Genomic DNA, 14,370 nt, shown 5'->3' with positions numbered 1-14,370 from the left:
GCGCAAACACTTGTCAATGAGAAAGTTGCATTTGCAAATGATTGATATGCAAATATTGCACCTGCGAAGGTTGACGTCTATTCCCGGCGGAGCTCTCCCGCCAGGATCCAACTCCATGTATCGATTTTCGAATTCGCTACCCTATCTGCTCGCCCGGCTGGGCGTACGCATGGGCGACCTCTTCGCGCGCGTGATCCGCCACGAGAAGTTGACGCTTCCGATGTATCGCGTGCTGGCCGCGCTGTCGGAGCAAGGCCGCCCGCTCCGCCTCGGAGAGATCGCCGAGCTGACCTCGGCCGATGTCTCCACCTTGTCGCGCATCGTCGCCGAGATGAGCCGCGCGGGCCTGTTGACACGCGACCGGCCCGAGAACGACCAGCGCAGCCTCCAGGTCGTGCTGACGCCCGACGGTGCCGAGCTGGCGGCGCGGCTGATGCCGCTCGCCGCCTATTATGAAGAGGTCGCAACCGGCAGCATGTCGGCCAAGGAAGCGGCGGAGCTCAAGCGCGTGCTGGTGGAGCTCTACAAGAACATCGACCGGCTCGAGCAGGAAGTCGAAGCCGGATCGATCAAGGTCCCGCCGCCGGCGCGGCCGAAAGAAATCCGTGACGAGCGGCCCGAGGCGAAGGCCAGGACGAACCGGCCGCGCGGCAAGACAGCAAGAAAATAGGAAACAACCAAGGAGAGATCATGCGACAGGATCCCATCATCATTGCAGGCGGCGGCATCGGCGGGCTTGCAGCCGCGATCGCGCTGGCACGGAAGGGCTTCCAGGTCACGGTCCTCGAGCGCGCGTCGCGCTACCAGGAGATCGGCGCGGGCATCCAGCTCGGCCCCAACGCGTTTCACGCCTTCGATCGCCTCGAGCTCGGCGATGCTGCACGCTCGATGGCCGTCTTCATCGACCGGCTCCGCCTGATGGACGCAATCTCGGCGGAGGAGATCACCAATATCGATCTGACCAGCTATTTTCGCCGGCGCTTCGGCAATCCTTACGCCGTGGTTCACCGCGGCGATCTGCACGGCATCTTCGTCCGCGCCTGCGAAGCGCACGCCAATGTCGCGCTTCGGACCGATTGCGATGTCGTCGGCTACGAGCAGAACGGTGCGCAAGCCTCGGCCCTGCTCAAGTCCGGCGAGCGCGTCACCGGGTGCCTGCTGATCGGCGCGGACGGGCTGCGCTCCCGCATTCGCCAGCAGATGGTCGGCGACGGCGCGCCGCGGATTGCCGGCCACACCACCTATCGCTCCGTCATCCCGACCGAACAGATGCCGGAGGATCTGCGCTGGAACGCGGCGACGCTATGGGCCGGTGCCAAGTGTCATCTCGTGCACTATCCGCTTTCGGGCTGGAAGGTGTTCAATCTCGCGATCACCTGCCACAACGATCCCGCCGAGGCTTTCGCTGCCAGGCCCGTGACCCACGAGGAGGTCCTCGCAGGTTTTCGCGACGTGCATCCGCGCGCAAAGGCAATCATTCATCACGGACGGGACTGGAAGGCGTGGGTGACCAGCGACCGCGATCCGACGGATCACTGGGTCGACGGGCACGTCGTCCTCCTCGGCGATGCCGCGCATCCGATGCTGCAATATTTCGCGCAAGGCGCCTGCATGGCGCTGGAAGACGCCATTTGGCTCGCCGAAGAGCTCGACGAGCGGAAAGGCGACATCGCACATGCGCTCGATCAATACAGGAATGCGCGACTGCTGCGCACTGCGCGCGTCCAGCTCCAGGCCCGGGAGCTCGGCACTCACGTCTATCATCCGGCCGGCGTCCACGCGCTACTGCGCAATCAGCTTATTCGCGAGACCAGCCTGGAGCGCTTCTGCGAGAACCTGGCCTGGCTCTATCAGGATCCGTTCCCCGAACGGAAGTCGAACACCGCGAGGAAGATCGCGCAATCCTGAGCCGGAACGACTCGTGATCGGCAAGCGTCTGCTGTGAGCTACCCGATCGTCTGCAGCGCCGGAAACGTCTCCAGCAGCCAGATGCTGACATTCGAGACCGCGCCGGTGAGGAAGCCGATGCCGGTGATCACCATCAGGACGCCCATGGCGCGCTCGACATTGACGAGCTGGCCCTTCATGCGCGCGAACAGTTTCGAGAACTGCTCGATCATCAGGGCGGCGATCAGGAAGGGAATGCCGAGTCCTGCGGAATAGACAGCAAGGAGCCCCGCCCCCTTCGTCACCGTCGCCTCCGCCGCGGCGATCGAGAGGATCGCGGCAAGGATCGGGCCGATGCACGGCGTCCAGCCGAAGGCGAAGGCGAGCCCCATCACATAGGCGCCCCACAGGCCGACAGGCTTGGGCGCGGTCAGGCGCCCCTCGCGCATCAACAGGCCGATCCGCGTCAGTCCCAGGAAGTGCAGGCCCATGATGACGATGACGATGCCGGCAAGGATCGACAGCTCGGCCGACCAGGCACGGATCAGCCCGCCGATCAGCGAAGCGCTGGCGCCGAGCGCCACGAACACCGTGGAGAAGCCAAGCACGAACAGGAGCGCCGACATCATGATGGCGCGCTTGGACGCCGAGGCCGGCTCCTCGTTCTCGACATGCTCGATCGTGGCGCCCGTGAGATAGATCAGATAGGGCGGAACCAGGGGCAGAACGCAGGGAGAGAGGAAGCTGACGAGGCCGGCAATCAGTGCCGCCGGGATCGAGACATTTTGCATGATGCAGTCGGAGCCATCTCAGGCTCTTTGGCCGCGCACCGGGAATGCGCGCTGGCGGGAGCCGAACCGGCTCTGGTGTAGCCGATGCCGGGGAATGCGCACAACAGAGGCGCACGAAACCAGGCTCCTCCCGATGCCGTCTGCGATCACAGATGCGGCATCGGGACGCGCACAAACCTCGCCAAAAAGCGAGACTCGGCGGCGCGGCTACTTCACCACGCGGAGCAGCGGACGCCGGGGCTGGTCCTGCGTCTGCTTGGAGGGGGGCTGCGGTTCGCTTCCAGCGCTCCGCAGCATTTCGTCGCACAGCGCCTTGAGATCGGCACTGTCAATTCCTTTGAGCTTCATCCGCACGTCGAGGATGACGATAGACAGCAGCTCGGCCGACTCGCGGTTATTGCTCTCGTTGAGAACCTTGCGGCACTCCTCAAGCGTTTCCAGCACCGACTGCAACTGTTCGTCTGAATGCGACACGGGCGTTCTTTCCGTTAGTTCGGCCTGCGAGACGTGTTTGTGGGAATCCCCTCGGCCCCCATGGGATACCGAGAATAACACGAGGCGCCGACGCCTCCGAACATGATTTCAGTATGATTTTGCCTGGAAACCGTGGTTCCGCCGAACATCGACCCGTTGCGCGGGACGCCATTATCGTGGTGGCCGGGAGTCGAACGCGCGGCGCTGTAGGATCGATCCATTCCGCACGGCGACAGCTCGCGCGCCAGAACTTCCGTGACGGAAAGCACCGACAATCCTGCAGCCATTTTAGGGCTCGCAACGGAACTCACGCCACACCCCTCACTCGAACGATGGTCCGTTCGATTCGATTCCCAGCCTTGGTAGCACTCGGATACCACCCGCGAGGCGGTAACGATGGCGTTCAAAAGTCGCCGTTCCCCAACCCGCAGTGGTTGTGGTTTGCGCCCAATTCTGCCAGTTTAGCAACCCGAAGGGACTTGTATGCACTCCTTGGCGGAAAGGGGCGTTCCACTGGAGGAACGCCCAAAGATCAACATCAGCGGCCTCTCCGATTGGGATGCGGCCCGCATATTCCTGGAAGTCGTTCGATGCGGCAGTTTTCGCTCGGCGTCTGAACGCCTGTCGCTGTCGATCAACGCCGTTCGCCGCCGGATTGATGATTTCGAGCGCCAGACCGGCACCACCTTGTTCACCCGCGACGTCCACGGCACGCATCTGACCGATGAAGGTGCACTGGTGGTCTCCGCTGTCGAGCGCATGGAGGCGGCAGCCTTCGACGTGCTGCGCACCAGCGATTCGACGGCCAACGCCCTGTCCGGCGAAGTTCGCGTGGCCGTCACCGAGGGTCTCGGGACGTTCTGGCTCGCCCCGCGACTGGTCGAATTCCAGCAGGCCTATCCGAAGATCCTGGTCGACCTGCATTGCGCGATGCGCTCGGCCGACGTCTCCCGTCACGAGGCCGACGTCGCCATTCATCTGTCGCGTCCCTCGGCGCTCGACGTCAAGCTGGTGCGACTCGGCCGCATGCACCTGATGTTCTGGGCTTCGGAAAAATACCTTGAGAAACACGGCACGCCGCGCTCGGCGCTCGAATTGATCAAGCACCGCCTGGTGCTGCAATTCGCCGACCAGCTTGCCGCCAAGGAGACCTTCGAGAGCTTCTTCCCAGGCGTTCCGGAACGTGACCTTCTGGTCATGAAGACCAACGTCTCAAGCGCCAATTATTGGGCGGTCGCGAATGGCGCCGGCATCGGCGTATTCCCGAGCTACGCCATTGCGCTTGGCGGGAAGTTGATTCCACTGGAGGTCGAGCTGAACAGGCCGCTGGATATCTGGTTGTCCTACCACGCTGGTAGCGGCCGAATTCCACGCGTTCGGCACATGATTGACTGGCTGATCGAAGCTTTCAATCCGGCGCGATTCCCGTGGTTTAAGGAAGAGTTCGTGCATCCGCATGAATTCAAGGACGTGTATATGGGCGAACCCCTGACCCAGCTCTTCGGGGGATTTTCAACCGAAGAACAAAGGTGAGAGTATGAAAGCAGCGGCGAAAAGAATGAAGCAGCGCAGTGCCGGCAAGCCGGACATTGAGCTTGGCAAGCGTATCCGTCTGCGCCGCGTCGAGATGAAGATCTCGCAGGCCGAGCTCGGCGAGAAGCTGGGCGTGAGTTTCCAGCAGGTCCAGAAATACGAGAAGGGCGTCAATCGCGTCGGCGCGGCTCGGCTTCAGCAGATCGCCACCGCCCTCGATGTGCCCGTGACCTTCTTCTATGACGGCGACAACAAGGCGCGCGAAGTCGAGAGCCTGCTGTTCCTCGATTCGGCCTTCAGCCTCCGCCTGCTGCGCGCCTACAGCAAGATCAAGGACCAGACGGTGCAGCGTCAGCTCGTCTCGCTGATGGAATCGATCGCAGCGAACGAGGCCTGAGCCGACCGGGCTCTGACCTTTACGGCAGATGTTCAATCCGCCGCGTCACGGGGGCGCGGCCGGATTGAACGAGACCCAGTCCGCGCGCGTGCGCGCGGCTCTCTTTCCGGGGCGGCCAAGCCGCCCTTTTTTCTTGCGGATTTCTTGCTGCGGGTTTCCCGGCAATTTGCCCGCCATTCGTCGCGGATTTCGCGAACCCATCCCGCCCCTGCCGCGACCCAATCGAGACGCCCCGCCTCGAACGCGCGGGCTTTCGACTGCCGTGCTTAGTGGGACCTCAACTCCGGGGCTCTAGCTTCCCGCCGATTTTTGCGAATCGGCGCACGCGGCGCGGCGCGCGAGAATTGGCAATGCGAGCGCCCGTCCGGGCCTCGTCCTCATGGGGAAGATGGGACACATGTCGAAACGCCATGCGATGATCGTTGCCGTCGGCGTGCTCGCGAGCGCTTCCGCGCTGGCGCAAACCGAAACCACGGGACAGGCGGGCCCCAGGCCGGCAACGGCAGCCGGTACGGTGCCGGCAGCGGCGAACCCGGCCCATGCTGCCGCGCCTGCTTCGACGGCGGAGAGCCGCTCCGCCGCGGCGCTCGCACTGACGCACGAGCCAACCTATGACGAGGGTAGCGCCCAGAGGATCAGGGATGCAGCGCTGAGTTATTCCGATCTCGCCGTGCGCGGCGGCTGGCCGACGATCCCGACGGATGCCAAGTTCGCGGCCGGCGTCCAGGGCGCCAATGACGATCTCTTGCGCAAGCGACTAATCCTCTCCGGCGATCTCGCTGCCGACAAGACTAGCGGCGCCTTCGACCAGGATCTCGCCGACGCCGTAAAACGCTTCCAGGCCCGCCATGGACTGGCGCCGACCGGCACGGTGACGCCGCGCACGCTCGCGGCGATGAACGTTTCCGTGCAGAAGCGCATCCGGCAGCTGGAGGCTTCGCTCCAACGGCTCGAGAACATGAATTTCGGCTTCGGCCAGCGCTATGTCGTGGTCAACATCCCCGCCGCCTTTGCCGAAGCGGTCGAGAACGATGTGGTGGTCCGGCGCTATCGCGTGATCGTCGGCAAGACCGAGAAGCCCTCGCCGACCCTGACGGCCCAGATCACCAGCGTCGTGCTCAATCCGACCTGGACAGTGCCGTCCTCGATCGCCAAGACCGAGATCTCGGCGCATATGCGCAAGGATCCGACCTATCTGTCGCGCATGCACATGGAGGTGCTCGACGTCCACGACAATCCGATCGATCCGCACGCGGTCGACTGGTCGGGCACGCACACGCCGAACTTCACCGTGCGCCAGCACAACGGCACCTTCAACGCGCTCGGCGCGGTGAAGATCGACATGCCGAACGCCTATTCGGTCTATATGCACGACACCAACCAGCGCAATCTGTTCAGCGACGACTACCGCTTCGATTCCCACGGCTGCTCGCGCGTCGACAATGTGCGCGATCTCGCCGCCTGGCTGCTCAACCAGCCGAAATGGAGCCGCGCCGCGATCGATGCGGAGATTGCGAGCGGCCAGCACCTCGAGGTCGCCATGGCGAAGAAGGTGCCGGTGGCCTGGATCTACCTCACGGCATGGATGACCAAGGACCAGACCGTCCAGTTCCGCAACGACGTCTATAATCAGGACGAGCAGTTGCTGGAGGCCACCGCCGAAGAGGCGGCGTTCTTCAGCAATGCCGGCAGCCACGCGCTGACCTCGCACATGCACGTAACGCAGTAGAGCATGATCCGGAAAAGTGTGCAGCGGTTTTCCGAAAAGATCATGCTCAAGGAATAACCGCTTCTCGCGCCATGCAATCGCGGCACAGGCGGATGCAAAGCCGCGTCCCTCGTCGCGGTTGACCCGGGGCGCGCCCCGGCCGCACATTGCGCCCGGCCTACGACAAGCGAGCGCGCGATGCCTGACATTTCCAGCACGACCGAAACACCCCATGCCGACGGCAGGATCCTCAAGCAGGTCGTCGACGGCGTCGGCGTGATCACCTTCAACAATCCCGACAAGCGCAACGCGATGTCGCTGGAGATGTGGGAGGGATTTGGCGAGGCGCTGACGAGCCTGCGCGATGACGAGACGGTGCGCGTCGTGATCCTGCGCGGCGCCGGCGGCAAGGCCTTCGTCTCCGGCGCCGACATCAGCCAGTTCGAGAAGACCCGCCACAACGCGGCGGCGTCCGAGGAATATGCCAAGCGCAGCGCCGCCCAGCGCGCGCTGCTCGCCGACTATCCCAAGCCGACCATCGCCTGCATCGAGGGCTTTTGCCTCGGCGGCGGCATGCAGGTCGCGATGCTCGCCGACATCCGCCTCGCCGCACATGGCAGCCAGTTCGGCATTCCCGCGGCAAAACTCGGCATCGCCTACGGCTATGACGGCTTGAAGCATCTGGTGTCGCTGGTCGGTCCGTCCTGGGCACGGCTTCTGATGTACACAGGCATGCGGATCGATTCCGCCGAAGCGCTGCGCATTGGCCTCGTCGAGCGCTTGTTTCCGATCGACGAGTTGTGGGGAGAGACGATGACGATCGCGCAGACCATCTCCGAGAACGCCCCGCTCGCGATCAAGGCCGCCAAGATCACCATCGCGCAGGTGTTGAAGGACGAGAGCCAGCGCGACCTGGAGGCGATCAAGGCGATCAGTCACGCCTGCATGGACAGCGCGGATTTTCGCGAGGGCCGGCAGGCCTTCATGGAAAAGCGCAAGCCGCAGTTCCAGGGGAAATAGCCTCGGCGTCCGGCCGCGCCGAACCAAGCAGCGCTAATGCGCTAATGCAATGACCTGACCCTGCCGATTGACGAGCAATACGGCTTGGGTGGATCAGTGTCAGCATCGCTGACCAGCCTCTGAAAAATTATCGGAGTGGTCGATCGGAGGAAAACGGTCTACGTTCCGAGCGCTCGGTCGAATTGCGATGCGGACCTGGAGCCACCTCATGATCAAAACTCCAGTTGTTTTTGTTGCCAGAGCCGCGGCGGGATTTCGTTCGCGCACCCTCATCGGGGCAATCGGCTCCGTACCCAACTTCAGTACAGCCCAACCGTCTATGTCATTCGGCGCGAACCGCCAACGGACTGCCGAGAAGCACGTAATCAAACACGGCAACGGGAGAAACGCCTATGGGTATCAATCTAAAAAGCGCGTGTGACGGGATTCTGCAAAAGGTCGTGACTGGCAAGGACCGCGTTCCCGGCGTGGTAGCGATGATCACGGATCGCTCGGCCAACATCTATGAAGGCTCGGCCGGCGAGCGCAGCCTTGGCGGACGCCAGGCAATGACGACCGATACCGTGTTTGCGATCTTCTCGACCACGAAGGCCATCACTGGCACGGCGGTCCTGCAATGCGTCGAGGACGGCAAACTCGACCTGGATGCCCCCGCCAAGAACTACGTGCCTGACATTGGCAAGCTCGAGGTGCTCACCGGGTTCGATGCCAAGGGCAATCCGAAACTGCGAGCTCCGACGCGCGACATCACGACCCGGATGCTAATGCTGCACACCGCCGGCCTTGGCTACGATTTCTTCAACGCCAATTACCTTCGCTTGGCACAGGAGCGCGGCCAGCCGAGCGTGGTGACCTGCTCGAAGGCATCCCTGAACACGCCGCTACTGTTCGATCCTGGCGACAAATGGGAATATGGCAGCAATATCGACTGGGCCGGCCAAGTCGTCGAAAGCATCCGCGGCAAGCGCCTTGGCGAGGTGATGAGGGAGCGGATCTTTGCGCCACTCGGCATGGAGGACATCGCCTTTTCGCTGACCCCTCCGATGCGTTCGCGCCTCGCCACGATCCACCAACGCGAAGCCGACGGATCGCTGACTCCCCTCCCGGATATGCAACTGCCGCCTGAGCCCGAGGTCCACATGGGCGGCCACGGTCTCTATGGCTCGATCGGCGAGTACATGAAATTCATTCGCATGTGGCTGAACGACGGGGCCGGATCGCAGGGTCGTGTGCTCAAGAAGGAAACGGTCGAGGCCGCCGTGCGGAACGGCCTACAGGCACATCAGACCGTCACGATGCTACCCGGCATCATTCCGACCCTGTCGAACGATGCCGAGTTCTTTCCCGGCCTGAAGAAGTCCTGGTGCTTAACCTTCATGGTGAACGACGAGGACGCGCCGACCGGCCGACCGGCCGGAGCTATCGGTTGGGCTGGACTCGCCAACACGTTCTACTGGATCGATCGCAAGAATGGGTTCGGCGGGTATTGGGCGACGCAAATCCTGCCGTTCGGCGACCCGACCTCCTTCGGCGGCTACATGGAATTCGAGACTGCCGCCTACGCCACCGGCGAGGCGCGCGCCGCGGCGTAGTGCCGGGCGAGCGGCCTACCTGCGCCACGGCGCCTCCGCTTTCCAGACTCGATGGAGCGAGGGCACCGTGAGCGCGGGCTTTCCGATGGCGCGGAGCTTCCGTTCTGCACCCGCAGGCGGGCGCCTTCACAAGGCGGAGAACCATTGAACACGAATGCACGGAGAGTTCTCACAACGCGAGGTAGGTCATGACAAATATTGAATCCGCGCAACGCGCTGGCGCGAAAGCCGACTTCGATGCGATCATCATCGGCGCCGGGTTCTCCGGCATGTATATGCTGCATTCGCTGCGCGACAAGCTCGACTTGAACGTCACGGTGTTCGAGGCCGGCGACGGTGTCGGCGGCACCTGGTACTGGAATCGTTATCCCGGCGCGCGCTGCGACTCCGACAGCTACATCTACTGTTACACTTTCGACAAGAACCTGTTGCAGGAGTGGAACTGGTCCGAGCGCTACCCGGAGCAGGACGAGATCCTGCGCTACCTCGAGCACTGCGCCGAGCGCTTCGACCTGAAGCCCGACATCCAGTTCGGCAAGTGCGTCGTCGAAGTCCTCTTCGATGAGGACACTGACCTATGGACCGTACGCACCGACAAGGGCGACGCCGTGACGACGCGCTACGTCATCCCAGCCGTCGGGGCCCTGTCGACCGCGAACGTACCATCGATCGAGGGGCTGAGCTCCTTCAACGGCAAGTGCTACCACACGAGCCAGTGGCCGCACGATGGTGTCGACTTCACCGCCAAGCGTGTAGGCGTCATCGGCACTGGGGCGACCGCGGTGCAGGCGATTCCGGAGATTGCGCAACAAGCCAAGCACTTGACCGTGTTTCAGCGCACGCCGAACTTCTGCGTGCCGGCCCGCAACGGCCGTGTCGATCCCGAGGTTACCAGGGCGCGCAAGGCCGATTACGACGGAATCCGGCAGCGCATCAAGGATTCCTTCTTCGGCTTCGAGCTGAGTTTCATACCGCAGTCGGTGCTCGAGACAACGCCCGAGGAACGCGAGAAGCAGTTCGACAAGATGTGGGATGCGGGCGGCTTCGCCTTCTGGCTGGCGAACTATCAGGACATGTTCTTTTCCAAGGAGGCGAACGACGTCATCGCCGACTACCTCAAGCGAAAGATCCGCTCGGTCGTCAACGACCCGGCGATCGCCGAGAAGTTGACGCCCAAGTCCTATCCCTACGGCACCAAGCGCCAACCGTTGGACACCAACTATTTTGAGACCTTCAACAAGAAGAACGTAGCGCTGGTGGATGCGAGCACCGACGGTCCTATCGAGGAGATCACGCCGAATGGCATTCGAGCGGGCGGCAAGGAGTATCCGCTCGACATCATCGTCATCGCCACCGGCTTCGACGCGATGACCGGTCCGCTGAAGAACCTTGGCATCAAGGGTCGCGGCGGCCGGACGCTGGCGCAAGAATGGGCGGATGGCCCACAGACCTATCTTGGCCTGGCGATCGCCGGTTATCCCAACCTGTTCACGATTACCGGTCCGCAAAGCCCTTCGGTGCTGTCGAACATGCCGGTCTCGATAGAGCAGCATGTCGAATGGATCACCGAATGCATCGCCCACATGCGAAGAAGCAAACTTTCAACGATTGAGGCGAGCCCGGAAGCGCAGGACGCATGGGGCGCCCACGTCACCGAAATCGTGAACTCGACCCTCATGCCCGGCACCAATTCCTGGTACATGGGCGCCAACATAGAAGGCAAGCCGCGTCGATTCATGCCCTATCTCGGCCCGGAGGGCGTGGGCGGATACCGCAGAAAGTGCGCCGAGGTCGCAGAGAAGGGCTACGAGGGCTTCGTATTCAGAAGCACTGGCCAAAGCGGAACCATGCACACGATTGCGGCCGAATAGACGCAAACGAGCCATGACCGGGCGCTGCGTTCAATGTCGCGGCTCCCGTCATGGTCGCGCTGATGATCTCCGTTCAGGGCGCTAAAGCGGGCGTGCTCGAGGCATCGTCGGCATGCCGCGATTGACCTATAGTGGACCTCTAACGCGATCCAGTCCGCCGGCCGCCAGGGACGATCAGTCTTACGACGCCAGTCGGCAGGCTTGCTTAGTACGCGCTCTTGCGAATCTGGCCCCTAACGAACCTATGGAGACCGCAGTGGATTTGTCGTCTGCTGATCCAAAGCAGACGCTTTGAGATGCGGCCGGACCTCCTGCCCTCAAATAAGAGGGCTATGCGGCCATCAGTTACGGTTCCGAAGGCGGGAGATCCCCGAACACGTCGATCAGGCGAAAGCGCTCGCACATCAGCATCATGTCCTCGCTGAATCGTCCGAGCCGGCCGAAATAGGTCCGATGGGCGCTGCGCCAATAGGCGAGGCTTCGATCGCCTTCGCCCTCATCGTGCGCAAAGACAGCATCGACTTCACTGAAGCGCCGATAGGTGATCTCGACGGATTCGATGACGCAGCGCGGTTCTCCCCGTCCGTCAAGCACGACCCAGAGCTCACCGGGCGTGGACGTGTTCGGTTCGTCTTCCGTGCTGCAAGTCGCGGTCTTGACGCCCTTGACGACGAGTTCGACCAATTCATCCGCGAGCGCGGGATTGTCGCCGAAGGCGAAGGTCCGGAGGTGCCGATAGTGCTCGGGAACCGGATTGCTCATTGACTTCCGCTCCTCCGATATCGACCGCCTGCGGTAACTACAGAGCCGCCAGCACCGACTTGGTGATGTCGGCCGTGCCATTGCTGCCGCCGAACTCCATCGGCTTGATGCCGCCGGCGTAGATCTGATCCACCGCACGCTCGATCTGCTCGCCGGCTTCCGCCGCGCTCTCGACGCCGTGCTTGTCGGCGAGCCAATCGAGCATCATCGCCGCCGACAGGATCATGCCGGTGGGATTGGCCTTGCCCTGCCCCATGATATCGGGTGCGGTGCCGTGGCAGGGCTGGAACACGGCATATTTGTCGCCGATGTCGGCGGACGGCGCCATGCCGAGGCCACCGATCAGGCTCGCGGTGATGTCGGAGACGATGTCGCCGAACATGTTCTCCATCACCATCACGTCGAAATCCCAAGGACGCTTCACCAGCATCGCCGAGCAGGCATCGACATAGAGACGATCGGTCTTCACGTTCGGATGCTTCTTCTCGATCTCGTCGAAGATACCGCGGAAGAACGCAAAGGCCTTGAACACGTTCGCCTTGTCGACGCAGGTCAGCATCCCCGGCTTGCCGCGCGCCTTGCGCCGCTCGGCGAGCCGAAACGAGAACTCGAACAGGCGTTCGGAGGTCTTGCGCGTGATCACCATGGTCTCGCGCGCGTCCTCATGGGTGACGACGCCCTTGCCCATCGAGGCGAACAGGCCTTCGGTGGATTCGCGGATCACGACGAGATCGATGCCGCGCTGGTCGGCGCCGACGATCGGGCTCGGCACGCCCGGAATGAGGCGCGCGGGGCGCACGCCAGCGTAGAGATCGAAGATGAACCGCAGTTCGATCTGCGGCGCGATCTCCGTGTTGTCAGGGTAGCGGACCGACGGCAGTCCGCAGGCGCCGAGCAGGATCGCGTCCGCCTCCTCGCACAGCTTGATGGTGGTATCGGGCATCGACTTGCCGGTCGCGAGATAATTGTTGGCGCCCGCGGGCGCCTCGGTAAAACGGAAGCTCAGGCCGGACTTCGCCTCGATCTTGCGCAGGACTTCGATGGCGGGTGCCATGACTTCGGGACCGATGCCGTCACCGGCGAGCACGGCAATGTGAAAGGCGTTGTTTGCGGACATGGGGGTTCTCTGCGTGAAGAAAGGTGTGGCCCGTCATTGCGAGGAGCGAAGCGACGAAGCAATCCAGACTGTGTCCGCGGAGGGATTTCTGGATTCCTTCGCTTCGCTCGCAATGACGACGGAGAGAGTGAGACTACGGCGTCAGCACCGTGCGACCGACCACCGCGCCCTGCTGCAATTGCACCAGCGCGTCATTGGCCTTGTTGAGCGGCTGGCGCGTCACCGGGATCGGCGGCACGTTCTTCGCGCGCACGAGGTCGAGCAGCTCCTGCGTCTCGCGCAAATTGCCGACATAGCTGCCCTGGATCGTCACCGCCTTGATCGGGATCAGCGGCAGCGCCCAGGTCGCGCCGCCGCCGAACAGGCCGACGATGACGAGCTTGCCGCCCTTGGTCAGGCAATCGAAGCCGAGTTGCGTGGTCGCGGCGTTACCGACGAGATCGATCACGGCGCGGATCGGCCCGCCCGCCTTTTTGGCAAGCTGCTCCAGCGCGTCCGGCGCCTTGGGATCGACGGTCGCGAGCGCGCCGGCCTTTTCCGCGGCCTCGCGCTTCCTGGCGTCGATGTCGACCATGATCGCGCCCTTGCCGCCCATTGCCTTCAGCAGCGACAGCGCCATCAGGCCGAGACCGCCGGCGCCGAACATCACGATCGGCGTGTCAAAATGCTGCTCGACCTTCTTCAGCGCGCTGTAGGTGGTGACGCCCGAGCAGGCATAGGGCGCGGTCGTCGCGGGATCGAGGCCCTTCAGGTTGAGCAGATAGCGCGGATGCGGCACCAGCATGTGGTCGGAATAGCCGCCGTCGCAATAGACGCCGAGCGAGCGCGGCGTCAGGCACATGTTCTCGTCACCGGCCAGGCACGTGGCGCACTTGCCGCAGCCGATCCAGGGATAGACCAGGCCGACATCGCCGAGCCTGAGATCGCCCTGGTCGGTCGGCTTCACGTCGGGGCCGAAGGCTGCGATTTCGCCGACCGTCTCATGGCCCATGGTCAGCGGCAGGTTGATGCCGCGGTCCTTCAGCGACAGCGGCTTGCGGCCGTGGCCGAGATCGTAGCCGCCTTCCCAGATGTGGAGGTCGCTGTGGCAGACGCCGGCGGCCTTCACCTTGATCAGCACCTGCGTGCCCGACGGCTGCGGCGTGGCCTCGTCGAACTCCTGCAGCGGCGCCTTGAAATCGGCGACCTTGAAACTCTTCATCGGCGTCCTCCCGCATG

General features: G+C 63.2%; 13 protein-coding genes. 8 read left to right on the top strand and 5 right to left on the bottom strand.

Annotation, left to right across the window (positions count from 1 at the left end):
- Nucleotides 1-115 precede the first annotated feature (115 nt).
- Nucleotides 116-670, top strand: coding sequence for a MarR family winged helix-turn-helix transcriptional regulator (locus ACKWRH_RS12230; RefSeq protein ID WP_445220726.1), 555 nt, complete (start codon nt 116-118; stop codon nt 668-670).
- A 20-nt stretch (nt 671-690) separates the two neighbouring features.
- Nucleotides 691-1,908, top strand: coding sequence for a 3-hydroxybenzoate 6-monooxygenase (locus ACKWRH_RS12225; RefSeq protein ID WP_445220725.1), 1,218 nt, complete (start codon nt 691-693; stop codon nt 1,906-1,908).
- Between the two features lie 38 nt (nt 1,909-1,946).
- Here the strand turns inward: ACKWRH_RS12225 and ACKWRH_RS12220 are convergent, their stop codons facing one another.
- Both ACKWRH_RS12220 and ACKWRH_RS12215 read right to left on the bottom strand, forming a co-directional pair.
- Nucleotides 1,947-2,678: a cytochrome c biogenesis CcdA family protein gene (locus ACKWRH_RS12220; protein ID WP_445220724.1), complete on the bottom strand. Its 732-nt coding sequence runs from the start codon at nt 2,676-2,678 to the stop codon at nt 1,947-1,949.
- A gap of 207 nt (nt 2,679-2,885) precedes the next feature.
- Nucleotides 2,886-3,152 carry a hypothetical protein gene (locus ACKWRH_RS12215; RefSeq protein ID WP_028152051.1) on the bottom strand — a complete coding sequence of 89 codons (267 nt, stop codon included), beginning with the start codon at nt 3,150-3,152 and terminating at the stop codon, nt 2,886-2,888.
- A gap of 483 nt (nt 3,153-3,635) precedes the next feature.
- Between ACKWRH_RS12215 and ACKWRH_RS12210 the strand changes: the two genes are divergently transcribed.
- The 6 genes from ACKWRH_RS12210 (at nt 3,636) to ACKWRH_RS12185 (ending at nt 11,273) form a co-directional block, all read left to right on the top strand.
- Entirely contained in the window at nt 3,636-4,685 is a 1,050-nt protein-coding gene (locus tag ACKWRH_RS12210; RefSeq protein ID WP_445220723.1) for a LysR family transcriptional regulator, read from the top strand.
- Nucleotides 4,686-4,710: 25 nt separating this feature from the next.
- Nucleotides 4,711-5,082 (top strand): helix-turn-helix domain-containing protein, encoded by a 372-nt coding sequence (locus tag ACKWRH_RS12205; RefSeq protein ID WP_014497036.1) that lies wholly within the window; start codon nt 4,711-4,713, stop codon nt 5,080-5,082.
- Between the two features lie 397 nt (nt 5,083-5,479).
- The gene (locus ACKWRH_RS12200; RefSeq protein ID WP_445220722.1) at nt 5,480-6,811 is read left to right on the top strand and encodes a L,D-transpeptidase family protein; all 1,332 of its coding nucleotides are present in this window, start codon (nt 5,480-5,482) and stop codon (nt 6,809-6,811) included.
- A gap of 177 nt (nt 6,812-6,988) precedes the next feature.
- Nucleotides 6,989-7,810 (top strand): enoyl-CoA hydratase, encoded by an 822-nt coding sequence (locus ACKWRH_RS12195; RefSeq protein ID WP_445220721.1) that lies wholly within the window; start codon nt 6,989-6,991, stop codon nt 7,808-7,810.
- 392 nt (nt 7,811-8,202) lie between these two features.
- Complete coding sequence (locus tag ACKWRH_RS12190) at nt 8,203-9,402, top strand: serine hydrolase domain-containing protein (protein WP_445220720.1); 1,200 nt, start codon at nt 8,203-8,205, stop codon at nt 9,400-9,402.
- A gap of 188 nt (nt 9,403-9,590) precedes the next feature.
- Nucleotides 9,591-11,273 carry a flavin-containing monooxygenase gene (locus tag ACKWRH_RS12185; protein ID WP_445220719.1) on the top strand — a complete coding sequence of 561 codons (1,683 nt, stop codon included), beginning with the start codon at nt 9,591-9,593 and terminating at the stop codon, nt 11,271-11,273.
- A 345-nt stretch (nt 11,274-11,618) separates the two neighbouring features.
- Here ACKWRH_RS12185 and ACKWRH_RS12180 read toward each other — a convergent pair whose 3' ends face one another.
- The 3 genes from ACKWRH_RS12180 to ACKWRH_RS12170 form a co-directional block, all read right to left on the bottom strand.
- Entirely contained in the window at nt 11,619-12,035 is a 417-nt protein-coding gene (locus ACKWRH_RS12180; protein WP_445220718.1) for an ASCH domain-containing protein, read from the bottom strand.
- A 37-nt stretch (nt 12,036-12,072) separates the two neighbouring features.
- On the bottom strand, nt 12,073-13,152 hold the full coding sequence (locus tag ACKWRH_RS12175; RefSeq protein WP_445220717.1) for an isocitrate/isopropylmalate dehydrogenase family protein: 1,080 nt from the start codon (nt 13,150-13,152) through the stop codon (nt 12,073-12,075).
- Between the two features lie 133 nt (nt 13,153-13,285).
- Nucleotides 13,286-14,353 carry an alcohol dehydrogenase gene (locus ACKWRH_RS12170; RefSeq protein WP_014497044.1) on the bottom strand — a complete coding sequence of 356 codons (1,068 nt, stop codon included), beginning with the start codon at nt 14,351-14,353 and terminating at the stop codon, nt 13,286-13,288.
- Between the last annotated feature and the right edge of the window lie 17 nt (nt 14,354-14,370).

The sequence above is a fragment of the Bradyrhizobium sp. Pa8 genome, from assembly GCF_052588265.1.
This window is presented reverse-complemented; position numbering and strand designations above follow the sequence as displayed.